The sequence below is a fragment of the Microbacterium sp. NPDC077391 genome (assembly GCF_040686955.1).
Taxonomy (GTDB): domain Bacteria; phylum Actinomycetota; class Actinomycetes; order Actinomycetales; family Microbacteriaceae; genus Microbacterium; species Microbacterium commune.
Genome location: NZ_JBFBMI010000001.1, coordinates 792,974 through 815,683, shown reverse-complemented (window position 1 = coordinate 815,683; position 22,710 = coordinate 792,974). Strand labels below are relative to the sequence as shown.

Genomic DNA, 22,710 nt, shown 5'->3' with positions numbered 1-22,710 from the left:
CTTGAGCCGTGAGCACACAACGGGTCTTCGTCGCACGTCTGGCAGGATGCGCCGTCTTCGACCCCGTGGGCGATCGCCTCGGCAAGGTGCGAGACGTCGTCATCGTGTACCGCAAGACGGCCTCGCCGCGTGTGATCGGCCTCGTCATCGAGATCCCCGGACGCCGCCACGTCTTCCTCTCGATCGGACGCGTGACCTCGATCCGCGCGGGTCAGGTCATCAGCACCGGCCTCATCAACGTGCGCCGCTTCCAGCCGCGACCCGGCGAGGTGCGCGTCGTCGCCGAGTTCCTCGGCCGGCGGGTCAGCCTCACCGACGGCGGTGGCACGGCGGTCGTCGAGGACGTCGCGATCGAGCAGGATCGCCACGGGGAATGGGGCATCACCCAGCTGTTCCTGCGCAAGGCGAAGACCAGCGCATCGCCGTTCGCGAAGGGGCCGACGACGTTCGCCGCGTGGAACGAGGTCGCCGAGCTGCGTGAGCCGGGGCGGGCGCAGTCCGCCGAGCAGCTCGTCGCGACCTACTCCGAACTGCACGCGGCCGACCTCGCCACCACCCTGCTCGACCTCCCGCAGGAGAGGCGGATCGAGGTGGCCGAAGAGCTGCCGGACGAGCGGCTCGCCGACGCGCTCGAGGAGATGCCGGAAGACGACCAGGTCGGCATCCTCGATCGTCTCGGCGACGAGCGCGCCGCCGACGTGCTCGATGAGATGGAGCCCGACGACGCGGCCGACCTGCTCGCCCAGATGTCCCCGGAGCGGCTCGAGCACCTGCTCGCCCTGATGGATCCGGAGGAGGCCGAGGACGTCCGGATGCTGCTGCGCTACGGCGCGGACACCGCCGGCGGCCTGATGACGCCTGAGCCGATCATCCTGTCGGCCGACGCGACCGTCGCCGAAGCGCTGGCCCTCATCCGTCGCCACGAGCTGCACCCCGCCCTCGCCGCGGCGGTGTTCGTCACGCTTCCGCCGTTCGAGACGCCGACCGGGCGTCTGCTCGGCGTCGTGCACTTCCAGAAGATGCTCCGCTATCCCCCGCACGAACGGCTGGGCGCGATCCTCGACGAGTCCGTCGAGCCGGTCGCCGTCACCGCGTCGGCGGCGGAGGTCGCGCGCATGCTCGCCAGCTACGACCTCGTCTCGCTTCCCGTCATCGACAGCGCGCATCGCCTGGTCGGCGCGATCAGCGTCGACGACGTGCTCGACTACCTGCTGCCCGACGACTGGCGCACCCACGACGCCGACGAGTCGACGGCGGGCACCCGATGATGGCGCGTCCCTCGCGCACCGCGCGCCTGGACACCCCGGGCACCCGGGGCGTCACGCGCACGCAGGCCCCGTCGCGGGATCGGTTCGGACGTTTCACCGAGTGGGTCGCCCGGGCGATGGGCACCCCGACCTTCCTCACCCTCCTCACACTCTTCTGCGCGCTCTGGATCGGCTACACGATGCTCGCGGAGCAGAACGGCTGGTGGCGCTTCGACTCGGCCGCCCTCGGATTCACCGCGCTGACGCTGATCCTGTCACTGCAGGCCTCGTATGCCGCGCCCCTCATCCTGCTCGCGCAGAACCGGCAGGACGACCGCGACCGCGTGCAGATCGAGCAGGACCGCCAGCGTGCCGAGCGCAACCTCGCCGACACCGAGTACCTCGCCCGCGAGATCGTCGCGCTGCGCATGGCCCTCGAGGAGCGCTCCAACCAGCAGATCACCCGTGACGTGCTGCGCCAGGAGCTGAAGGCCCTGCTCGCCGACCTCAACGACGACGAGAGCACCGTCGAGAGCAGCCATGACGCTCGCTGACCGCGTGCGCTCGGCTGTCGCCGCCGTCACCGACCCCGAACTGCGCCGGCCGATCGGCGATCTCGACATGGTGCGCGAGATCGCCGTCGACGGCACGACGGCGCGGGTCGGAATCGTGCTCACGATCGTCGGATGCCCGGCCGCGCAGCGCATCGAGCAGGACGTCCGGGATGCCGCGGCATCCGTCGCCGGCATCGCCGACGTCACCGTCGACGTGGGCGTCATGACCCCCGACGAGCGCCGCGCGCTCACCGAGAAGCTGCGTGCGGGACGCCCCGCCCGTCAGATGCCTTTCGGCCCCGACTCGCTGACCCGCGTCATCCTCGTCTCGAGCGGCAAGGGCGGCGTCGGCAAGTCCACCGTCACCGCGAACCTCGCCGTCGCCCTCGCCCGTCAGGGGCTGCGGGTCGGACTGGTGGATGCCGATGTGCACGGTTTCTCGATCCCGGGACTGCTCGGCATCGCACCCGGCACCCAGCCGACGCGCATCGACGATCTCATGCTGCCCCCGGTCGCGCACGACGTGAAGACGGTCTCGATCGGCATGTTCCTGCGCGACGGCGAGGCCGTCGTCGCCTGGCGCGGGCCGATGCTGCACCGCACCGTGCAGCAGTTCCTCACCGACGTGTTCTTCGGCGACCTCGACGTGCTGCTCATCGACATGCCCCCTGGCACCGGAGACATCGCGATCTCGATCGGTCAGATCCTGCCGCACGCCGAGGTGCTCGTGGTGACCACGCCGCAGCCGGCAGCGGCCGACGTGGCGATACGCAGCGGACTGGTCGCCAGGCAGACCGGCCAGCGGGTGATCGGCGTGATCGAGAACATGGCCGCGTTCGCGCTGCCCGACGGCACGCTTCTCGACCTGTTCGGCGAGGGCGGCGGCGCGGCAGTGGCTCGCGCACTCAGCGCCGACGGCGATGAGGTGCCGCTGCTGGCATCCATCCCCCTCAGCCCGGCGCTGCGCCGCGGCGGCGATCAGGGCATTCCCGTCGTGCTCGGCGAGCCTGACGACATCGCCGCGCGCGCCATCGTCGACGTCGCGGAGCGGATCGCCCACCGCGGTCGCGGGCTCTCCGGTCGCGCTCTTCCCCTGCGGCTCGGCTGAGCCGCGCTCAGGTGGCCTCGACGTCGAACGGCGGCGGCGTCTGGCGGGAGAAGTACGTGCGCGTCATGCGCGGCCGCACCGGCACGACCGGGTCGGTGGCGACGGCGGTCGGTGTGGACACCGGCTTCGCCTCGAACTCCGGCTCTTCGAAGAGCGCGTCGCGGATGATGCGGCGCGGATCGTACTGACGCGGGTCGAGCTTGCGCCAGTCCACCTCGTCGATCTCCGGACCGAGCTCGTCGCGCATCCTGCTCTTGGTGTCGCGGAGGTACTCCCCCGCACGGCGCACGAACTTCGCGAACGACTCAGCGGCTTTCGGCAGACGCTCGGGGCCGATGATGATGACAGCGATAAGCCCGATCAGCAGCAGCTTGTCGAAGGTCAGCCCCAGTTCCATCCCCCCAGGCTACCCGCCGCGCCTCCCCCCGCGATCCGCCGCCGCCGCTTACGCTGGTGACCACAAGCTTTTCCGAGGAGAGACCCCATGAGCGACCACGACGCGAACGCCCGATTCGCGCGAGAGACCATCGTGGAGCCCGCCGCGATCGCCCGCGCGCGCGCCCACGCCCTGGAACTCGGAGCCGCCCCGATCAGCCCCGCGGTGGGCGCGCAGTGCGCCCTGCTCGCCGCCGCCGGCGCAGCCAGATCGATCCTCGAGGTGGGCACCGGGGCCGGCGTCTCGGGCCTGTGGCTGCTGCGCGGAGCGCCGCAGGCGGTGCTGACGACGATCGACAACGAACGCGAGCACCTCGCCGCCGCACGCCAGGCCTTCGCCGATGCGCGCATCCCCGCCACCCGAGGCCGCTTCATCACCGGACGCGCCGCCGACGTGCTGCCGCGCATGAACGAAGGCGCCTACGACATCGTCTTCATCGACGCCGACGCCGAGAACGTCATCGAGTACGTCGAGCACGGTCTGCGTCTCGTGCGCACCGGCGGTCTGGTGCTCGTGCCGCGTGTGCTGCACGGTGGCCGGGTCGCCGACCCCGTGCAGCGCGACGCGGTCACCAGCTCGTACCGGTCGCTGGTGCAGGAGACGCAGGAGTCGCAGGCGGTGCTCGCCGCGCTCTCCACCGTCGGCGAGGGACTGCTGCAGCTCGCCCGCGTCGCCGAGTAGGCCGCGGAACTCCCCGGACGCAGCAGAGGGGCGGTGGATCCGCAGATCCACCGCCCCTCTCATCGGAATGTCAGGCGCTCACGACGGCGCCCAGCACGTCGTGAAGCTCCTTCGCCTCTGCGTCGTTCACGGAGACGACCAGACGGCCGCCGCCTTCGAGCGGAACCCGCACGATGATGAGTCGCCCCTCCTTCACGGCCTCCATCGGTCCGTCGCCGGTCCTCGGCTTCATCGCTGCCATCGTGGCACCCTTTCCCTCGGTGGTATGAGTCAAGTTTATCGGTAGCCTCACCCTCCGGTGTTACGCGCGTCACATCCGAGTCACGGGACCTGCCAGTAGGTCTGCGCCGAGCCGTACATGGCGAGAATCCACACCCACTGCAGCAGCAGGCACACCAGCAGCACCCCCCACCGGTACGCCCGTGCACGTGGCACCGCGAGAGCGCCGGCGAGCGGCGTGAGAGGGATCAGCAGGCGGAACGTGCTCGACTGCGGGAAGAACACCGCGAGCAGGTACAGCAGGTAGCTCGCGCTCCACAGCCGGATGTCGAGGCCGAGACGCCGCACGCTGCGCGCGCGCAGCAGGGCGTACCCCGCGCCGGCGACCAGCAGCGCCAGGATCACCCAGCCCGCCCAGGACGGCATCCCCCACTGCCCGGCCCAGAACTCGGCACCGCGCACGAAGCCCTCGAACGGGATGAACGCGGCAGACGGGTCGCTGAGCCAGTTGCGCCGCCAGGACAGCTCCGTCTGCAGATAGGCTCCGGGCTCCCCCGTGACCAGCCCGGCGATCGCCTGCCACGAGAAGCCGACGAGCGTCGTCAGCGCGCCGAGCGCGACGATGTGCACGACGTCTTTCGGCAGCAGCGGATGCCTCTCCCGCACGAGCCACCTCGAGATGCCGTGCAGCCCGAGGAACAGCGCGAACGCCAGCACGCCCGGTCGGGTGAATCCCATCACCGGGATGAGCAGGTACAGCCACCCGTACCGGTGGCGGGAGACGAGGTCGAGCGCCACGAGCAGCAGCAGCACGAACAGGCTCTCGGCGTATCCCACCTGGAACAACGCGGCGAGCGGTCCGCTGGCGAAGAACGCCACGGCCCAGAGCGCCGCGGCGGCCCCGATCCGGGGACGGAGCAGCCGGTGCAGGGCGAGGCATGCGAGCAGCCCCGAGACCAGCGAGACGAGCACCGCCCCCGCAGCCCAGTCGCCGAGGCCCACGAGCTGGGCGAGGTGGGCGTACACCGGCATGAACGCCCAGGCGTTCTCGAGCACCTGCCCCGCCTCGTTCACCGGCAGGGTGGTCGGGTATCCGAACACCGCGACCGTCCAGTACCACTGGGCGTCCCAGCCGAGGGCGTAGTCCCCCAGCGTCGGGTCGGCTCCGAAACGCGAGCCGAGGTTCGAGCCGGCAGCGGCGAGCGCGAAGAACCCGGTCGTCACCAGCCGCGACAGCAGGTAGATGATCGCGATGCGAGCGGTGACCGGAGTCCGCGCCCAGCCGCGCAGCGTGCGGGTCAGGACGCGCTGAGCCACGCGCGCAGTCCGCGTTCGACGTCGTCGATCTGCGCGATCGGGACGCGCTCCTCGTCGTGGTGCGCGAGGTGCGGGTCGCCAGGGCCGTAGTTCACGGCCGGGACGCCCATGGCCGAGAAGCGCGCGACATCCGTCCAGCCGTACTTGGCGTTCGCCTCGCCCCCGACGGCCGCGAGGAACCGCTGCGCGATCGGCGCGTCCAGTCCCGGACGCGCGCCTCCGGCCGCGTCGAGGATCTCCACCTCGAACCCCGCGAACGCCGCGCGCACGTGAGCCTCGGCGTCAGCCACGCTCTTGCTTGGCGCGAAGCGGTAGTTCACCTCAACCTCGCACAGATCGGGGATGACGTTGCCGGCGACACCGCCGCGGATGCTGACCGCGTTGAGCCCCTCCCGGTAGCCCAGCCCCTCGACCGTGACCTCACGGGCGCGGTACTCAGCCAGCCGGGTGAGGATCGGGGCTGCCGCGTGGATCGCGTTCTCGCCGATCCACGAGCGCGCACTGTGCGCGCGAACGCCGCGCACGCGGACGACCGCTCGCAGCGTCCCGTTGCATCCGCCCTCCACGCGCCCGTCCGACGGCTCACCCAGAATGGCGAAGTCGGCGGCGAACAGATCGGGACGCGTCTGGGCCAGCAGATGGAGGCCGTTCAGCGAGGCGTCGACCTCCTCGTTGTCGTACCACATCCAGGTGATGTCGACCGCGGGCGCGGTGAGCTCGGCGGCCAGCTTGAGCTGCACCGCGACCCCGGCCTTCATGTCGACCGTGCCGCGCCCCCACAGGTACTCGACTCCGTCGATCTCGATGTCGCGGGTGGGCACGTTGTCGTTGATCGGCACGGTGTCGATGTGACCGGCGATGACGACGCGCTGCGCCCTGCCGAGCTGTGTGCGGGCGACGACCGTGTTGCCGTGGCGCACCACCTCGAGATGCGGGTACGACCGCACCGCCGCCTCGATCGCGTCCGCCAGCGGGGCCTCCGCCCCGGACACGCTGGGGATGTCGCAGATCGTGCGAGTGAGCTCGAGAGAGGATGCAGTCAGATCCAGCGCCATGCGCCCAGCCTAGCCACGCCGACACATCCCGCCGTGAACCGGCGGGGCGACGTACCGTAGGAGGATGAGCACTGCACGCACGGTCTGGGGCACCGGCCTCAGCACGATCGCATCCGACGGCACCGTCCTCGACGCCTGGTACCCCGAGCTCGGACTCGGCACGCAGGAGGCGGATGACGCGGCCGCCGCCGCATCCACCTGGGGCGCCTTCGCCGACGATGACGAGCGCCGGGGCGTGACGGTCGAGCTCGTGCAGCTCACCATCGACCTCGATGCGCCGGTCGCGTCGACGGCTGACGCCTATCTGCGCCTGCACGCGCTGTCGCACCTGCTCGTGCGCCCCAACGAGCTCAGCCTCGACGGGATCTTCGGGCACCTCCCCACGGTCGCGTGGACCAACGCCGGCCCCATGCATCCCGCCGACGCCGCAGCGCTGCGCCCGGTGCTGCAGCGGCACGGGATCCAGGTGCAGGGGCTCGACAAGTTCCCGCGCCTCACCGACTACGTGCAGCCCGCCGGCGTGCGCATCGCCGATGCGTCGCGGGTTCGCCTCGGCGCGCACCTCTCCCCCGGAACCACGGTGATGCACGAGGGATTCGTGAACTTCAACGCGGGCACGCTGGGCGCGTCGATGGTGGAGGGGCGCATCTCGCAGGGCGTCGTGGTCGGCGACGGCAGCGACATCGGAGGCGGGGCGTCGATCATGGGCACCCTCTCGGGCGGTGGTCAGCACCGCGTCTCGATCGGAGCGCGCACCCTGCTCGGGGCCAACGCGGGCATCGGGATCTCCCTCGGCGACGACTGCATCGTCGAAGCAGGGCTCTACTTGACCGCCGGCACCAAGGTCGTCGTCGCCGACGCCCCGGCGGGCGCAGACGGCGAGCGCCAGACCGTGAAGGCCGCCGAGCTGTCGGGCCGTAGCGGACTGCTCTACCGGCGCAACTCGCTGACCGGCGCGGTCGAGGTCTCGCGCCGCTCGGGCCACGGGGTGACGCTGAACGAGATGCTGCACGCCTGATCACGGCGCACGCTCAGGCCGGCGGCCACCGCTGCTGTATGGTTGAGTCGACGCCCCTCGCGAAGCGAGACGTCTGCGTCGTCGAAATCCTTCCGCACCGGCATCCGGTCGCGGTCACTCGAGCGGCGAAACGATGCGCGATCCCGCGCCGTCGCCCACATCCGCAGCCACGCTGCGCTTTCCTGGAGATACTCCTATGCCTTCCTTCCTCGATCTCGGCGTGCCCGCCGCGCTGGCCGACGTTCTGGCCGCCGACGGCAAGACCGAGGCGTTCGCCATTCAGCGCGACACGCTCCCCGACTCCCTCGCCGGCCGCGATCTGCTCGGCCGCGGCCGCACCGGCAGCGGCAAGACCATCGCGTTCGCGCTGCCCCTGGTCGCCCGTCTCTCGGCCTCCGGCACCCGCCGGCAGCCCGGCCGGCCCCGTGGCCTCGTGCTCGCGCCGACCCGCGAGCTGGCCACGCAGATCGCCGCCACCATCCGGCCGCTCGCCGAGGCCGTCGGCATGCGCGTCACGACCGTGTTCGGCGGTGTCTCGCAGCGGCCGCAGGAGCAGGCGCTGCGCGCCGGCGTCGACATCGTCGTGGCCTGCCCCGGCCGGCTCGAAGACCTCATGAAGCAGGGCGTCGTCTCGCTCGGCGCCGTCGAGGTCGCGGTGCTCGATGAGGCCGACCACATGGCCGACCTCGGCTTCCTCCCCGGCGTCACCCGCATCCTCGCGGCCACTCCCGCCGGTGGCCAGCGCCTGCTGTTCAGCGCCACCCTCGACCGCGGCATCGACGCGCTTGCCAAGCGGTTCCTCCGCAGCCCGGTCAGCCACGAGGTCGACGAGGCCAGCGTGCCCGTGGGGGAGATGACCCACCGCGTGCTCGTCGCATCGGATGCGGATGCCAAGAAGAGGCTCGTCGAGGATCTGGCATCCGGTCTCGGCCGTCGCATCCTGTTCACCCGCACCAAGCACCACGCCAAGAAGCTCGCCAAGCAGCTGACCTCGGCGGGCATCCCCTCGGTCGACCTGCACGGCAACCTCGGCCAGAACGCGCGTGAGCGCAACCTCGCCGCGTTCGGCGCCGACGCCGCGAACGGCGGCGTGCGCGTGCTCGTCGCGACCGATGTCGCCGCCCGCGGCGTGCACGTCGACGACGTCGAGCTGGTCGTGCACGTCGACCCGCCCGTCGAGCACAAGGCGTACCTGCACCGCTCGGGTCGCACCGCTCGTGCCGGTGCTGCGGGCACCGTCGTCACGCTCATGCTGCCCGAGCAGCGTCGCGACGTGAAGGACATCCTGCGCAAGGCGCAGATCACGGTCGCGATGGAGGACGTCACGCCCGCCATCGTCGACGAGCTGGTCGGCGAGCGCGCCCCGAAGGTCAAGACGGCTCCCGTCGCGCCGCAGCAGAACCAGCCCAAGGCGAAGTCGGCCCCGCAGCCCGGCGGCCAGGGCGGCGGACGCTCCGGCTCGGGCCGCCGTCGCTCCGGTCGCGCCGGCGACACCGCCCAGCGCACGGACGGCGGCCGCGAGCGCGCACGCTCGCACGCACAGAGCAGCCAGCCGCGCTACTCCACGCAGACCGGCTCACCGGCGGGCCAGCAGCGCCAGAGCGACCACGGGGCGGCTCGTCCCGCGTCGAACGGTCAGCAGCACAGCGCCGGTCGCGCCCGCACCGGCTCGCGCCGCGCCAGCCGCGCGCAGGGACGCTGACCCCGCACTGGCTGACCGCACAGACAGAACTGCCCGCCACGGGAATCCGTGGCGGGCAGTTCTGTCATGACAGCGCGGCCGGGTGCGCGGAGCGGTTCGCTCCCCTGCGGCTCAGCGCGTCGGGAAGGAGCGCTCGGGCGAGCCGACGTACAGCTGCTGCGGGCGACCGATCTTGGTCTGCGGATCGAGGTTCAGCTCGCGCCACTGCGCCAGCCAGCCGGGAAGGCGGCCGATCGCGAACAGCACCGTGAACATGCGCGTCGGGAAGCCCATCGCCTTGTAGATGACGCCGGTGTAGAAGTCGACGTTGGGGTAGAGACGACGCTCCTTGAAGTAGTCGTCGGCGAGGGCGATCTCCTCGAGCTCCTTGGCCAGATCGAGCAGCGGGTCGGTCACGCCGAGCTCGGCGAGCACCTCGTCGGCGGCTTCCTTGACCAGCTTCGCGCGCGGGTCGTAGTTCTTGTACACGCGATGCCCGAAGCCCATCAGCTTCACGCCGGCTTCCTTGTTCTTCACGCTCTCGACGAAGCGCTGCACGCTCTGTCCCGACTCGCGGATCTGCCCGAGCATGGTCAGCACCGCTTCGTTCGCCCCGCCGTGCAGCGGACCGGAGAGCGCCTGGATGCCGGCGGAGATCGATGCGAACTGGTTGGCTCCGGTCGAGCCGACCAGACGCACGGTGGACGTGGATGCGTTCTGCTCGTGATCCTCGTGCAGGATCAGCAGCAGCTCGAGCGCCTTCGACATCACCGGGTTGACCTCGTACGGCTCGCTGTGCACGCCGAAGTTGAGCTTGAGGAAGTTGTCGACGAAGCTCAGCGAGTTGTCCGGATACAGGAAGGCCTGTCCGATGCTCTTCTTGTGCGCGTACGCGGCGATGACCGGCAGCTTGGCGAGCATGCGCACCATGTTCAGCTCGACGTGCTCGGGATTGTGCGGGTCGGTCTGGCCCTCGTAGTAGGTCGACAGGGCGGCGACCGCCGACGACAGCACCGACATCGGGTGCGCGGTGTGCGGCAGAGCCGAGAAGAAGTGCTTGAGGTCTTCGTGCAGCAGCGTGTGCCGACGGATCTTCTCGTCGAACTCGGCGAGCTCGGTCGCCGTCGGCAGCTCGCCGTAGATCAGCAGCCACGCCACCTCGAGGTAGCTGCAGTTCTTCGCGATCTGCTCGATCGGGTATCCCCGGTAGCGGAGGATCCCCTGATCTCCGTCGATGAAGGTGACGGCTGACTTGGTGGACGCGGTGTTCACGAAGCCGTAGTCGAGGCCCGTGTACCCGGTCTGACGCGTGAGCGTCGAGAAGTCGATGCTGTCGGTGCCGCTGCTTCCGCGGACGACGGGGAACTCCGCCGTGGTGTCGCCGATCGAAAGAGTCGCCTTCTCGGGCTGAGCTGCGCTCACGCCAACCTCCTGCTGCGTTCGTGTCGTCGTGGGCGATGAGAGACGCACGCAGCGCCGGTCCGGCAGACCCCATCGCCCCTACAGCCTAGCCGTGACGTCGGCCTACTGTGACATCCGCCAAGAGATGAACGTCATCACCGCGCGGTGCGCACAAAGATCAGCGATCGGCGCCGGTCAGACGCGTCGCAGCCTGCCTGATCCGCTCGAGGGGCGCGGTCAGCGACAGACGTACGTGCTGCGCGGAGTGGTCGCCGTAGAAATGGCCGGGGCCCGCCAGGATGCCGAGTGAGGCGAGGCGATCCATCGACTCCCAGGCGTCTCGCCCCTCCGTCGCCCAGAGGTACAGGCCCGCCTCCGATCCGTCGATGCGGAAACCCGCCTCGATGAGCGCGGGCAGCAGCACGTCGCGGCGCTGCCGGTACAGCCGCTTCTGGGCGGCGACGTGCTCGTCGTCTCGCAGGGCCACCGCCATCGCGTGCTGCACCGGAGCGGGTGGCATCAGACCGAGGTGCTTGCGCGCAGCGAGGACATCGCCGATCAGCGTCGAGCACCCGGCGATGAACGCGGCCCGGTATCCGGCGAGGTTCGACTGCTTGCTCAGCGAGTAGACGCTGAGCAGATCCGCCCGGCTGCCCCCGGTGACGCGGGGGTCGAGAACCGACGGGATCATCTGGCTCTGCCAGGGACCCTCCCACCCGAGCTCGGCGTAGCATTCGTCGCTCGCCAGCACGGCGCCGAGCTCGCGAGCCCGTCGCACGGCCGCCGTGAGCGCCTCGAGGTCCCACGTGCGACCGTCGGGGTTTCCGGGGCTGTTGATCCAGATGAGCTTCGCACCCTCCGGCCACTCAGCCGGATCGTCGGCGGCGACGGCGGTCGCACCGGCGACCGCCGCACCGACCGCGTAGGTCGGGTAGGCGACGCGGGGGTGCACGACGACATCCCCCGGCCCGAGGCCGAGCAGAAGGGGCAGCAGCGCGACGAGCTCCTTCGAGCCGATCGTCGGCATGACGTTCGCGTCGGTGAGATCGGGCACCCCGCGACGGCGGGCGTACCAGTCGACGATGGCGATGCGCACGTCGCTCGTTCCCACGGTCTGCGGGTAGGCGTGCGCGTCGGTCGCCTCGGCGAGAGCGCGGCGGATCACCTCGGGGGTGGGGTCGACCGGCGAGCCGATCGACAGATCGACGAGACCGTCGGGATGCTGGGCCGCGCGGTCACGGTAGGGGATCACCGCGTCCCAGGGGTAGTCCGCGAGATCCCGGACTCCCACTCAGTCCCCCTGCGGCGGCAGGGCGGTGACCACCGGGTGGTCGAAGTCGTAGACGCCGACCTTCGATGCGCCGCCGGGAGAGCCGATCTCCTTGAAGAACTCGACGTTGGCCTTGTAGTAGTCGGCCCACTCCTCGGGCAGGTCGTCTTCGTAGTAGATCGCCTCGACCGGGCAGACCGGCTCGCAGGCGCCGCAGTCCACGCACTCGTCGGGGTGGATGTACAGCATCCGCTCGCCTTCGTAGATGCAGTCCACGGGGCACTCATCGATGCAGGCGCGGTCCTTGACATCGACGCAGGGAAGGGCGATCACGTACGTCACGTGCTCAGTCTACGACGCCTCAGCGCCCCTCGCCCTGCGTTGCGGCCGCGCGTGCGGACAGTTCGCTCAGCCGCCGGGTGTCCGGCCAGGCCACGATCAGCATGACGATGCCCGCGGCGACGTACATCCAGATGTTGCCGAGGGCGGTGTTCGGGACGACGATCGATCCCCCCGGTCCGCGCTGCGAGATCACCAGCAGCAGCGCCATCATGCCCAGTCCTGCGGCGAGTGCCGCCCACCGGTCGCCGGTGAGGGCGCGAAGCGCGACGAGCAGGGCTGCGCACGCGATGCCGCCGAGGATCATCCCGACGGGGACGGGACCGATCGTGAAGCTGTGCGCGATGGTCGCCGCGACACCGTAGACGGCCCCGACCAGGGCCGCGGCCAGCCACGAGACACCTCGGGAGAGCATTCTGCGCACCGGCTCAGCCTACTGGGCGCCGCTGTCGGGCGCCTGAGGTGCGCTCACGCGGCGAGACCCACCATCCGCAGCAGCGCGGCGACGGCGGCCGCGGCGAACACGACCACGAGGAACGACTGGCGCATCCACAGCAGCCCGGCCGCGACGAGCACGGCCGGCACCCTGGCATCGACCATCACCGCCTGACCGGCGCCGAGGGTCTGCACGGCGACGAGGGCGCCCAGCAGCGCCACGGTGAGCAGATCCGAGATGCGGGCAGGCTTCGGCGCTTCCAGCAGCCTGGCGGGCACGAGGTATCCGACGGCCTTGAGTCCGACGCAGATGCAGGCGGCGAGCAGCACCGCACTCCAGACGGTCATCGTGAGGCCTCCACTGTCGCATTCCTGCGGCCGAACCAGTTGAACCAGCCGACCACGATCGCCACGAGCGCGGCGACGAGCACCGGCAGACCCGGCATGAGAAGGGGCGTGAGACCGGCGGCGACGACGGCGGCGGCCACGCCGACGGCGATGGCCTGACGCTCCCGCAGCCGCGGCCAGAGCAGGGCGAGGAACGCGGCGGCAGCCGCCGCGTCCAGCCCCCAGGCCTTCGGGTCGCCGAGCACGTCGCCCAGCAGGGCGCCGGCCAGCGTGGTGAGGTTCCAGCCGATGAACACTCCGAGGCCGGTGAGCCAGAACCCGAGCCGACGCAGCCGCGGCGTCTGCTGGGAGATGGCGACCGCCGTGGATTCGTCGATGGTCACCTGCGCGGCCGCGGCCCGTCGCCAGAATCCACCGCCGATGATCGACGACAGCCGCATGCCGTACGCGACGTTGCGCACTCCGAGCAGCGCAGCAGAGGCGACCGCCGACGGCAGAGCGGCGATGCCGCCGGCACCGAACACGCCGATGAAGGCGAACTGCGAGCCGCCGGTGAACATCAGCAGGCTCAGCACGCAGGTCTGCCAGACGTCGAGGCCGGACGCCACGGCCAGGGCGCCGAACGAGATGCCGTACGCGCTGGTCGCGATGGCGACGCCGAGGCCCTCCCGCCAGACCTCGCGGACCGCGTGGCCCGCCTCTTGTGTTCGCTCTGCTGAACGCATGCCCATCATTCTGAACAGGCCCGGGCATCTCGTCAAATCGAACGAACGTTTGTCATACTGAACAGATGGATCTGCGCGCACGCCTCGCCCTCGCCCTGCGCCGCGAGCGGGAGGGCGCCGGCCTCTCGGTCTCCGAGCTGGCGCGCCGCGCGGGCGTGTCCAAGGCCACGGTCTCCCAGCTCGAGAGCGGCTCCGGCAATCCCAGCGTCGAGACGCTCTGGGCCATCGGCGACGCACTCGGGGTGCCGTTCTCGACGCTCGTCGATGACCGCGCCCCGGCGGCACGCCTCATCCGCCTCGGCGATCACGCGGGCGTCCCGTCAGCGGCATCCCCCTATCTGGCCACCCTGCTGTCGGCCGCAGCCCCCGGCACGCGACGCGACATCTACCTCATCCAGGCCGAGCCGGGCGAGCCCAGGCGCTCACTGCCGCACCGTTCGGGCACGACCGAGCACATGGTGCTGGTCAGCGGCGAGGCTGTGGTCGGCCCGGACGACGCGCCCGAGCTGCTGCACCCCGGCGACTACCTGTCGTACGCCGGCGACGCGCCGCACATCTTCGAGGCGCGCAGCCCCGGCACCAGTGCAGTGCTGGTGTCGGAGCTGCGCTGACGCATCGCTTCGCCCACCGCGGGGCCGGCCGCGCGGGCCGGGCCGGGCGGGCCGGGAATCAGTACCAGTTCACGGCCTGGGAGTGACCCCACGCGGCGCACGGTGAGCCGTAGGCGCGCTCGATGTAGCCGAGCCCCCAGGCGATCTGCGTCGCCGCGTTCGTGCGCCAGTCGGCGCCGGCGGTCGCCATCTTGCTGCCGGGCAGCGACTGCGGGATGCCCGTGGCTCCGCCGTCGGCGTTGTACGCCTGGTAGTTCCAGCCGGACTCCTTGGTCCACAGGTTGACGAGGCACGAGAACTCGCCCTCGCCCCAGCCGTACCGCTCGGCGGCCATCGCACGAGCGGTCGCCTTCGCGCCTTCGGGGGTGTTGGCGGCGGCGAGGGCCGCCTCTGCCCGACGCTTCTCCTCGGCGGCCTTCTCCGCCGCGATCCGCTCGGCCTCCGCCTGCGCCCGCGCTGCCTCGGCTGCGACGCGCTCGGCCTCCGCCTGCTTGGCGGCGGTGAGGGATTCCTGCAGGTCGGAGGTCTTCGACTGCACGATGACCGTGCCGAGCACAACCTCGGCGGTCAGCTCGTCCACTTCCTGCGACGAGAGGTCATCGGCCTGGGTGAGCCGCTTCACATCGGCGGTGAGAGCGTGCAGGTCGACCTGGGTCTGCTCGGTCTGCATGGGGAAGTCGACCTGGGCGACCACGTTGTTCAGCGACTCGGCGTTCACCAGTGCGATCTTGCCGTCTTCCGCGGCGTCGGCGGCCTGCTCCAGAGCGTGTTCGGTGGGGATGGCGCCGAGCGCGGCCGGCGCGAAGACCACTCCGGCGGCGGCCGTCGCGGTCAGCACGGCTCCGACGGCCACGGCGAGCAGCGGACGGCGCAGACGGGAGTGGGCCGACGTCAGGTGTGCGACCCGGTGGGACGCACGCGTGTTCTGGGTATCGATCATGGGGTGAGGTTTCGACCTTCGGGTTGTCGACGGCCCGGACCCTCACGGGGCGCGCTCATGGGAGCACCGTTTCCCGGGCACGAGAGACAACACTGTCCCGTGCACCTGGACGCAACCCTGCTCTCATCTGGACGCGAGGTGCGCGCTTGCCGAGAATGACCCGCCGGCGCGTCCGGGAAAGTGTGTTATGCGTTCGTTACCTTCCGTTCGCTCGCGGGCGGCTCGAGATGTCCGTTCATGCCGAAGGCCCCCTCGCGGCGTCCTCGCCCGAAGGGGCGCGGATGCGGCGAGGAGGCCTCGGCGGAAAACGGGAAGGTCAGGCGTGGGCGTTGGCGTCCTGACGCTTCAGCCGCGACGTCTCACGACCGCGGATGGTCTGGTCGAGGATCACCTTGCGGATGCGCACGGCCTCCGGCGTGACCTCGACGCACTCATCCTCGCGGGCGAACTCCAGCGACTCCTCGAGGGAGAGGATGCGCGGCGGCGTCATCGACTCGAAGCTGTCGGCCGTGGCCGAGCGCATGTTGGTGAGCTTCTTCTCCTTGGTGATGTTCACGTCCATGTCATCCGCACGCGAGTTCTCACCCACGACCATGCCCTCGTAGACCTCTTCGGTCGGCCTGACGAAGAACGACATGCGCTCCTGCAGGGCGATCATGGCGAACGGGGTGACGACGCCGGCCCGGTCGGCGACGATCGAGCCGTTCTGGCGGGCGACGATCGAGCCTGCCCACGCGTCGTAGCCGTGCGAGATGGCGTTGGCGATGCCGGTGCCGCGGGTGATCGAGAGGAACTCGGTGCGGAAGCCGATCAGGCCGCGCGAGGGCACGATGAATTCCATGCGGATCCAGCCGGTGCCGTGGTTGACCATGTTCTCCATGCGGCCGCGGCGGTTGGCCATCAGCTGCGTGACCGCGCCCAGGTGCTCCTCGGGCACGTCGATCGTGAGGTGCTCGTATGGCTCGTGCACCTTGCCGTCCTCTCCCTTTCGGGTGACGACCTGCGGCTTGCCGACGGTGAGCTCGAAGCCCTCGCGACGCATGTTCTCGACCAGGATGGCGAGCTGCAGCTCACCGCGGCCCTGCACCTCCCACACGTCGGGGCGGCCGATGTCGTTCACGCGCAGCGACACGTTTCCGATCAGCTCGCGGTCGAGGCGGTCCTTCACCATGCGAGCGGTGAGCTTGTGTCCCTTGACCTTGCCGACCAGCGGCGAGGTGTTCGTGCCGATGGTCATCGAGATCGACGGCTCGTCGACGCTGATCTGCGGCAGCGGGCGCACGTCCACCGGGTCGGCGATGGTCTCGCCGATCATGATGTCCGCGAAGCCGGCGATCACGGCGATGTCGCCGGGTCCGGCCGACTCGGCCGGGTAGCGCTCGAGCGCCTTGGTCATCAGCAGCTCGGTGATGCGCGCGTTCTGGGTGGTGCCGTCCTGGCGCACCCAGGCGACGGTCTGACCCTTCTTGAGCGTGCCGTTGAACACGCGCAGCAGCGCGAGGCGGCCGAGGAACGCCGAGGAGTCGAGGTTGGTGACCCACGCCTGCAGCGGCGCCTCGTCGTCGTACGACGGTGCGGGCACGTGCTCGAGGATCGCCTCGAACAGGGGCTCGAGGTCGTCGTTGTCGGGCAGCTCGCCGTTCGCGGGGCGGTTGCGCGATGCTGCTCCCGCGCGTCCCGAGGCGTAGACCACCGGCACGTCGAGCAGAGCGTCGACGTCGAGGTCGGGCACGTCGTCCTGCAGGTCGCTGGCGAGGCCGAGCAGCAGGTCGTGGGCCTCTTCTTCGACCTCGGCGATGCGGGCATCCGCCCGGTCGGTCTTGTTCACCAGCAGGATGACGGGCAGCTTCGCCTCGAGAGCCTTGCGCAGCACGAAGCGGGTCTGCGGCAGCGGACCCTCGGAGGAGTCGACCAGCAGCACGACGCCGTCGACCATCGACAGCGCGCGCTCGACCTCGCCACCGAAGTCGGCGTGACCGGGGGTGTCGACGACGTTGATCGTCACGGGCGTCTCGGAGTGCTTCCCCGAGTACGTGATCGCCGTGTTCTTGGCGAGGATCGTGATGCCCTTCTCACGCTCGAGGTCGTTGGAGTCCATCGCGCGTTCTTCGACGTGCGCGTGCTCGCCGAACGAGCCGGTCTGACGAAGCATGGCATCGACGAGAGTGGTCTTGCCGTGGTCGACGTGTGCGACGATCGCGACGTTTCGGAGGTCAGAGCGGAGGGCGTGCGCCATTCAAGAAGTCCAATGCGGATTTTGGTGTGAGATGGGATGCCGCGTGTGCCGAATGAACGAGAGCGACGTTCCAGAATAGCGCACGCTCTCTGAACAGTGCCTGACCCGTTCGAATCGCTCAACTGGCACTGTCCAGGGCCCGGATGCCGCCAATTGAGCTATCCGAACGGCGCCATCTACGATCGAGAGGGTGACGGCGACCAGGACGCGGCTGTGGTGGGAGATCGCGATCGTCCTCGCTCTGGGGCTCGGCCAGTCGGCGGTGTACGCCATCGTGCAGCTCGCCTATCGGCTCACCGACTCCACTCCCCTGGCCGATCAGACGGCGACGCTGAACCCGTCGCGCAGCGACCGCGAGGTGTTCGACCTCATCTATCAGCTCCTCTCAATCGGCTTCGGGATCGTGCCCGTGCTGCTGGTCTGCTTCCTGCTGTGGCGATCACGCCGCCCGCATCTCGGGATGCTCGGGATCGACGGCACGAGACCCGCGCGCGACATCGGCTGGGGCCTCGCTCTGGTGGCCGTCATCGGCATCCCGGGAATCGCGCTCTACGTCGCCGGCCGTGCGCTGGGCTGGTTCGTCGCCGTGGATCCTGCCGGGCTCGACGCCCACTGGTGGACGGTGCCCATCCTGCTGCTGTCGGCGGCCCGGGCATCCATCCAGGAGGAGGTCGTCGTGCTCGGCTACCTGTTCGCCAGGCTCAGACAGCTCGGCTGGGGCGTCTGGCCGATCATCGTCGCGACCAGCGTGCTGCGCGCGAGCTATCACCTGTACCAGGGCCCCGGCGCCTTCATCGGCAACCTCGCGATGGGCCTGCTCTTCGGCTGGCTGTTCGCCCGCACCCGACGTCTGGTGCCGTTCCTCGTCGCGCACTTCGCGATCGACGCGATCGTCTTCGTCGGCTACCCGTGGGCCGCCTCGACCTGGCCGGCTCTGTTCGGACTGTCCGCCTGACGTTCCGCAGGCCGCGCCTCAGCCGCGGGTGATCAGCACAGCCGCCACGGCCCAGGCGACGATCACGAGCAACGCGGCGAGGGACAGGATGTCCCAGCCGCGCCGCACGGGCGGCACCGGGGTGACCGGCGTCGCGCCCGCCTTCGCCTTGCGCAGCGCCGCGACAGCGTCATCGGCGCGCTCGTTCGCATCCTCTTTGGTGCGCCCGGGTCCGAGCCGCTGCGGTCGGCGCGTGGCGGGACCGCCGAAGCAGGTGATCTGCGAGCCGTCGTCGAGGGCGATCTCGATCTGCCAGCGCATCCGGATCTGCTGCACCCGCGCCCAGGGCACGAAGATCGTGCGCAGCAGGTTCTGCACGAACACGCCGTCGCGCTGTGGGCGCACGCGCGAGGCGACGCCGATGACGTAGATGCTCCACAGCACCAGCAGCGGCCACGGGGCGAGCAGCAGCGCGGTGCCGATGTCGGCTCGGACCGCGGCGTCGACGAGCAGCACCGCCGAGAGCGCCGCGCAGATCACCAGCAGCGCCACCCCTCCCCTGTTGCGGAGAGAGGCGGCGCCGGCTGGTGTCGCGGATTGCTCGGGCGTCACAGACCGCCGCCGAGCGGCAGCGAGGCGCCGGGGATCGCGTCGAGCAGACGACGCGTGTACTCCTCCTGTGGGTCGGTGAAGATGGAGTCCACCGTGCCCTGCTCGACGATCCTGCCCTTCTCCATGACGCAGACGAGATCGGCTGCCACCCGCACGACCGCGAGGTCGTGCGTGATGAACAGGTAGGTCAGACCGAGCTCGTTCTGCAGATCCGAGAGCAGGTGCAGGATCTGGTCCTGCACGAGCACGTCGAGCGCCGAGACGGCCTCGTCGAGCACGACGATGTCGGGTTTGAGAGCCAGCGCGCGAGCGATCGCGACGCGCTGACGCTGACCACCGGACAGCTCGTTCGGGTACCGCTCCGCCAGCTCGCGGGGCAGCGAGACCTGGTCGAGCAGCTCGAGAGAGCGCTTGTGCTGCTCGTCGCGCGTGCCGATGCCGTGCACGTGCAGCGGCTCGCTGATGAGGCTGCCGATGCTGCGCAGCGGGTCGAGGGATCCGTACGGATCCTGGAACACCGGCTGCATGCGCCGACGCAGTCTGAACACGTCTGCGCGCGACATGGCGCTGGTCGCCTCGCCGTCGATGAGGATCTCGCCGTCGGTGGGCTTCTCGAGCTGCAGCAGCATCTTCGCCACCGTCGACTTGCCCGACCCCGACTCGCCCACGAGCGCGAGCGTCTTGCCCCGGGGGATCGAGAACGAGACGCCGTCGACGGCGAGGAACTTCTCGCTGCGCAGTCCGCCGCTGCGGATGGAGTACTGCTTGACGAGGTCGCGCACCTCCACCACGGCCGGAGCCGTCTGCGCCTTCGGCTCCTCGCGGGTGGTGACCACGCCGATCCGCTTCGAGGCGAGGCTGGGCGCGGCGGCCACCAGCCGCTGCGTGTACGGGTGCTGCGGCCGCGAGAGGATCTCGACGCTGGGGCCGGCCTCGACGATCTCACCCTGGTTCATCACGATGATGCGGTCGGCGCGCTCACCGGCCAGACCGAGGTCATGGGTGATCAGCAGCACCGACGTGCCGCGCTCGCTGGTCAGGCTCGCCAGGTGATCGAGGATCACCCGCTGCACCGTCACGTCCAGCGCGCTGGTCGGCTCGTCGGCGATCAGCAGCTGCGGGTCGGCCGCGAGGCCGATCCCGATCAGCGCGCGCTGTCGCATCCCGCCCGAGAACTGGTGGGGGAACTGGTGCATCCGACGTGCGGCGTCGCTGAGGCCCGCCTGCTGCAGCACCTCGACGGCGCGGTCGTGCACCTCCTGGCGTCCTTGCGCCAGCCCGTTGGCGCGCACGGCCTCCTTGACCTGGAAGCCGACCGACCACACCGGGTTGAGGTTCGACATCGGGTCCTGCGGCACATATCCGATGTCACGTCCGCGGATGTGCTCGAGCTCGGCCCGCTTCGCGGTGGTCAGCTCGCGTCCGTCGAGAGTGATGCTGCCGGCGGTGACGTGCCCGGTGCCGGGCAGCAGGCCGATGATCGCGGATGCCGTCGTCGACTTGCCCGACCCGGACTCCCCCACGATCGCCAGCGTCTCGCCGGCCATCATGTCGAAGCTCACACCGTGCAGCACTTCGCGGGTCTTCTTGCCGCTGCGGAACGCGACGCGCAGGTCGCGCACTCTGAGCAGAGGTTCGGTCATCGCTGAGCCCTCGCCTTCGGGTCGACGGCGTCGCGCAGCAGCTCACCGAGCGTGACGAACGCCAGCACGGTGAGGGTCAGGGCGAGCGACGGCCAGAACAGCGCCATCGGCGCCGTGCGGATGTTGGTCTGAGCCTGGCTGATGTCCAGACCCCACGACATGGTGCCGCTGCCCAGACCGACGCCCAGGAACGACAGGGTGGCCTCGGCGACGATCGCGCCGGCGAGCGACAGCGTGGCGACGACGATGACGGGAGCCATCGCGTTGGGCAGCACGTGCACCAGCAGCGTCTTGAACCTCGACATGCCGATCGACTCGGCCCCCATCACGAAGTCGGCCTGCTTCACGCGCAGCACCTCGGCGCGCATGATGCGCGCGGTCGATGCCCAGGCGAAACCGCCGATCGCGAATGCCAGCACGAGCTCGTTGCGATCCGGCAGCACCGACATGACGACGATGCCCGCGATGATGTAGGGGATCGTGAAGAAGATGTCGCCGATGCGCGAGAGCACCGAGTCCAGCCAGCCGCCGTAGAAGCCGGCCAGCGCGCCCATGACGACGCCGACGATGGTGCTGATCAGGGTGGCCAGCACGCCGACGATGAGCGAGGTGCGGGTTCCCCAGATCGTGCGCGCGTAGATGTCGCATCCCTGACGGGTGAAGCCGAGCGGATGCCCGTCGGCGGGGCCCTTGTTGCTGTCCGCGAGCTGGCACCCCGAGTTCGGGGCGACCTGGGTGAACAGGGTCGGCGCGAGGGCGACGATGATCACCAGCAGGACGAACGCCGCGGAGATCCAGAACAGCGGACGCCGACGCAGGTCGCGCCAGGCGTCCAGCCACAGGTTGCTGGGCTTGGCGTCGATGCGCACGACGTCGACGGGAACCGACGTGGTGTCGGCCGGTGCGACGAAGTGGCCGCGGTCGAGGTCAGGTCGTGACATAGCGGATCCTCGGGTCGAGCAGGCCGTAGATGAGATCCACGACGAGGTTGATGAGCACGTACACGACGACGAACACCGTCACGAACGACACGACCGTGGGGTTCTCCCCTCGGATGATCGCCTGATACAGGGTGTTACCGACGCCGGGGACGTTGAAGATGCCCTCCGTGACGGTCGCACCGACCATCAGCACACCGAACACGGTGCCGAGGTCCGTGACCATCGGGATGAGCGAGTTGCGCAGCACGTGCACGGGGATGACGCGTCCTCGCGACAGTCCCTTGCTGTACGCCGTGCGCACCCAGTCCTGGCCGAGCGTGTCGATCGTGGACGCGCGCGTGAGCCGCATGCTGGTCGCGTAGACGCTGAAGCCGAGCACCCAGGCCGGCAGCCAGAGATCGCCCCAGTCGTTGTTCGCTCCGACGGTGGGTCTGAACCACCCGAGTTGGATGGCGAGGAAGTACTGCGCCAGGAACGAGAGCACGAAGATCGGCACGGCGATGAAGATCAGCGCGAGCACGAGCATCGAGTTGTCGAAGATGCCGCCCTTGCCGAGCGCCGAGAACAGGCCGATGATGATGGCCAGCACGAAGGCGATGCCCACGGCCATCACGGCGAGACGCAGCGTGACGGGGAACGTGCGGGCGAGGACGTCTGCGACCGGCTGGCCGGAGAAGCTCGTGCCGAAGTCGAGCCGGAAGATCCCCGCGATGTAGTAGCCGTACTGCACGAGGAACGGCTCGTCGAGGTGGTACTCGGCGCGAAGACGCTCGAGCAGAGCAGGGTTCGGCTGCTTGTCTCCGAACAGACCGGCGATCGGATCGCCCGGCATGGCGAAGACCATGAAATAGATCAGCAGGGTCGCTCCGAAGAACACCGGAATCGCCTGCAGGATCCGCTTGAGGATGTAAACGGCCATCCTCTACCTCCCTTCGGGTGCGAGGCGCGGATCACGCGCC

At 70.0% G+C, this 22,710-nt stretch carries 24 protein-coding genes; 8 read left to right on the top strand and 16 right to left on the bottom strand.

Annotated features, from left to right (window positions below):
* Positions 1-8: 8 nt before the first annotated feature.
* The 3 genes from AB0O65_RS03735 to AB0O65_RS03725 are packed head-to-tail and all read left to right on the top strand — an operon-like array spanning position 9 to position 2,909.
* Positions 9-1,268, top strand: coding sequence for a CBS domain-containing protein (locus AB0O65_RS03735; protein ID WP_191711889.1), 1,260 nt, complete (start codon positions 9-11; stop codon positions 1,266-1,268).
* Positions 1,268-1,801: a DUF1003 domain-containing protein gene (locus AB0O65_RS03730; RefSeq protein WP_071642702.1), complete on the top strand. Its 534-nt coding sequence runs from the start codon at positions 1,268-1,270 to the stop codon at positions 1,799-1,801. The genes AB0O65_RS03735 and AB0O65_RS03730 overlap by 1 nt, the downstream gene beginning before the upstream one ends.
* Positions 1,788-2,909, top strand: a complete 1,122-nt coding sequence (locus AB0O65_RS03725) for a P-loop NTPase (RefSeq protein WP_363383156.1) — start codon at positions 1,788-1,790, stop codon at positions 2,907-2,909. Before AB0O65_RS03730 ends, AB0O65_RS03725 begins: the two co-directional genes overlap by 14 nt.
* Before the next feature lie 7 nt (positions 2,910-2,916).
* On the opposite strand, the gene AB0O65_RS03720 is transcribed toward AB0O65_RS03725, so the two are convergent.
* Positions 2,917-3,306 carry a twin-arginine translocase TatA/TatE family subunit gene (locus AB0O65_RS03720; RefSeq protein WP_071642698.1) on the bottom strand — a complete coding sequence of 130 codons (390 nt, stop codon included), beginning with the start codon at positions 3,304-3,306 and terminating at the stop codon, positions 2,917-2,919.
* A gap of 87 nt (positions 3,307-3,393) precedes the next feature.
* On the opposite strand from AB0O65_RS03720, the gene AB0O65_RS03715 reads away from it, so the two are divergent.
* Positions 3,394-4,026, top strand: a complete 633-nt coding sequence (locus AB0O65_RS03715; RefSeq protein WP_363383152.1) for a class I SAM-dependent methyltransferase — start codon at positions 3,394-3,396, stop codon at positions 4,024-4,026.
* A gap of 70 nt (positions 4,027-4,096) precedes the next feature.
* Here AB0O65_RS03715 and AB0O65_RS03710 read toward each other — a convergent pair whose 3' ends face one another.
* From AB0O65_RS03710 to dapE, 3 genes are all read right to left on the bottom strand, one after another.
* Positions 4,097-4,267 carry a DUF3117 domain-containing protein gene (locus AB0O65_RS03710; protein ID WP_071644972.1) on the bottom strand — a complete coding sequence of 57 codons (171 nt, stop codon included), beginning with the start codon at positions 4,265-4,267 and terminating at the stop codon, positions 4,097-4,099.
* Positions 4,268-4,347: 80 nt separating this feature from the next.
* The gene (locus AB0O65_RS03705; RefSeq protein WP_363383149.1) at positions 4,348-5,562 is read right to left on the bottom strand and encodes a hypothetical protein; all 1,215 of its coding nucleotides are present in this window, start codon (positions 5,560-5,562) and stop codon (positions 4,348-4,350) included.
* On the bottom strand, positions 5,544-6,617 hold the full coding sequence (dapE, locus tag AB0O65_RS03700) for a succinyl-diaminopimelate desuccinylase (protein WP_071644974.1): 1,074 nt from the start codon (positions 6,615-6,617) through the stop codon (positions 5,544-5,546). Before dapE ends, AB0O65_RS03705 begins: the two co-directional genes overlap by 19 nt.
* A 64-nt stretch (positions 6,618-6,681) precedes the next feature.
* On the opposite strand from dapE, the gene dapD reads away from it, so the two are divergent.
* Positions 6,682-7,635, top strand: coding sequence for a 2,3,4,5-tetrahydropyridine-2,6-dicarboxylate N-succinyltransferase (dapD, locus tag AB0O65_RS03695; protein WP_313477686.1), 954 nt, complete (start codon positions 6,682-6,684; stop codon positions 7,633-7,635).
* Positions 7,636-7,831: 196 nt separating this feature from the next.
* Positions 7,832-9,337: a DEAD/DEAH box helicase gene (locus AB0O65_RS03690; RefSeq protein ID WP_071644976.1), complete on the top strand. Its 1,506-nt coding sequence runs from the start codon at positions 7,832-7,834 to the stop codon at positions 9,335-9,337.
* Between the two features lie 111 nt (positions 9,338-9,448).
* Here the strand turns inward: AB0O65_RS03690 and AB0O65_RS03685 are convergent, their stop codons facing one another.
* From AB0O65_RS03685 to AB0O65_RS03660, 6 genes are all read right to left on the bottom strand, one after another.
* Positions 9,449-10,738, bottom strand: a complete 1,290-nt coding sequence (locus AB0O65_RS03685) for a citrate synthase (RefSeq protein ID WP_071644977.1) — start codon at positions 10,736-10,738, stop codon at positions 9,449-9,451.
* 157 nt (positions 10,739-10,895) lie between these two features.
* Complete coding sequence (dapC, locus tag AB0O65_RS03680) at positions 10,896-12,008, bottom strand: succinyldiaminopimelate transaminase (protein WP_363383144.1); 1,113 nt, start codon at positions 12,006-12,008, stop codon at positions 10,896-10,898.
* The gene (fdxA, locus tag AB0O65_RS03675) at positions 12,009-12,329 is read right to left on the bottom strand and encodes a ferredoxin (RefSeq protein ID WP_071644979.1); all 321 of its coding nucleotides are present in this window, start codon (positions 12,327-12,329) and stop codon (positions 12,009-12,011) included.
* A gap of 19 nt (positions 12,330-12,348) precedes the next feature.
* Positions 12,349-12,741, bottom strand: a complete 393-nt coding sequence (locus tag AB0O65_RS03670) for a histidinol dehydrogenase (RefSeq protein ID WP_071644980.1) — start codon at positions 12,739-12,741, stop codon at positions 12,349-12,351.
* Positions 12,742-12,794: 53 nt separating this feature from the next.
* The gene (locus AB0O65_RS03665) at positions 12,795-13,109 is read right to left on the bottom strand and encodes an AzlD domain-containing protein (RefSeq protein ID WP_071644981.1); all 315 of its coding nucleotides are present in this window, start codon (positions 13,107-13,109) and stop codon (positions 12,795-12,797) included.
* On the bottom strand, positions 13,106-13,834 hold the full coding sequence (locus AB0O65_RS03660; protein WP_191711897.1) for an AzlC family ABC transporter permease: 729 nt from the start codon (positions 13,832-13,834) through the stop codon (positions 13,106-13,108). The genes AB0O65_RS03665 and AB0O65_RS03660 overlap by 4 nt, the downstream gene beginning before the upstream one ends.
* A 65-nt stretch (positions 13,835-13,899) precedes the next feature.
* Here AB0O65_RS03660 and AB0O65_RS03655 point away from each other — a divergent pair, with 65 nt between their 5' ends.
* Positions 13,900-14,445: a helix-turn-helix domain-containing protein gene (locus AB0O65_RS03655; RefSeq protein ID WP_191711898.1), complete on the top strand. Its 546-nt coding sequence runs from the start codon at positions 13,900-13,902 to the stop codon at positions 14,443-14,445.
* A gap of 58 nt (positions 14,446-14,503) precedes the next feature.
* Here AB0O65_RS03655 and AB0O65_RS03650 read toward each other — a convergent pair whose 3' ends face one another.
* Together AB0O65_RS03650 and typA are read right to left on the bottom strand one after the other, a co-directional pair.
* Positions 14,504-15,385, bottom strand: a complete 882-nt coding sequence (locus tag AB0O65_RS03650; protein ID WP_313477682.1) for a phospholipase — start codon at positions 15,383-15,385, stop codon at positions 14,504-14,506.
* Between the two features lie 316 nt (positions 15,386-15,701).
* Positions 15,702-17,621, bottom strand: a complete 1,920-nt coding sequence (typA, locus tag AB0O65_RS03645) for a translational GTPase TypA (RefSeq protein WP_071644984.1) — start codon at positions 17,619-17,621, stop codon at positions 15,702-15,704.
* 190 nt (positions 17,622-17,811) lie between these two features.
* Between typA and AB0O65_RS03640 the strand changes: the two genes are divergently transcribed.
* Positions 17,812-18,576 carry a CPBP family intramembrane glutamic endopeptidase gene (locus AB0O65_RS03640; RefSeq protein ID WP_256221172.1) on the top strand — a complete coding sequence of 255 codons (765 nt, stop codon included), beginning with the start codon at positions 17,812-17,814 and terminating at the stop codon, positions 18,574-18,576.
* Between the two features lie 18 nt (positions 18,577-18,594).
* On the opposite strand, the gene AB0O65_RS03635 is transcribed toward AB0O65_RS03640, so the two are convergent.
* The 4 genes from AB0O65_RS03635 to AB0O65_RS03620 are packed head-to-tail and all read right to left on the bottom strand — an operon-like array spanning position 18,595 to position 22,670.
* On the bottom strand, positions 18,595-19,167 hold the full coding sequence (locus AB0O65_RS03635) for a PH domain-containing protein (protein WP_313477680.1): 573 nt from the start codon (positions 19,165-19,167) through the stop codon (positions 18,595-18,597).
* Positions 19,164-20,810 carry an ABC transporter ATP-binding protein gene (locus AB0O65_RS03630; RefSeq protein WP_071644987.1) on the bottom strand — a complete coding sequence of 549 codons (1,647 nt, stop codon included), beginning with the start codon at positions 20,808-20,810 and terminating at the stop codon, positions 19,164-19,166. The genes AB0O65_RS03635 and AB0O65_RS03630 overlap by 4 nt, the downstream gene beginning before the upstream one ends.
* Positions 20,807-21,751: an ABC transporter permease gene (locus tag AB0O65_RS03625; protein WP_191711901.1), complete on the bottom strand. Its 945-nt coding sequence runs from the start codon at positions 21,749-21,751 to the stop codon at positions 20,807-20,809. Before AB0O65_RS03625 ends, AB0O65_RS03630 begins: the two co-directional genes overlap by 4 nt.
* Complete coding sequence (locus AB0O65_RS03620; protein ID WP_071644989.1) at positions 21,738-22,670, bottom strand: ABC transporter permease; 933 nt, start codon at positions 22,668-22,670, stop codon at positions 21,738-21,740. The genes AB0O65_RS03625 and AB0O65_RS03620 overlap by 14 nt, the downstream gene beginning before the upstream one ends.
* Positions 22,671-22,710: the final 40 nt, after the last annotated feature.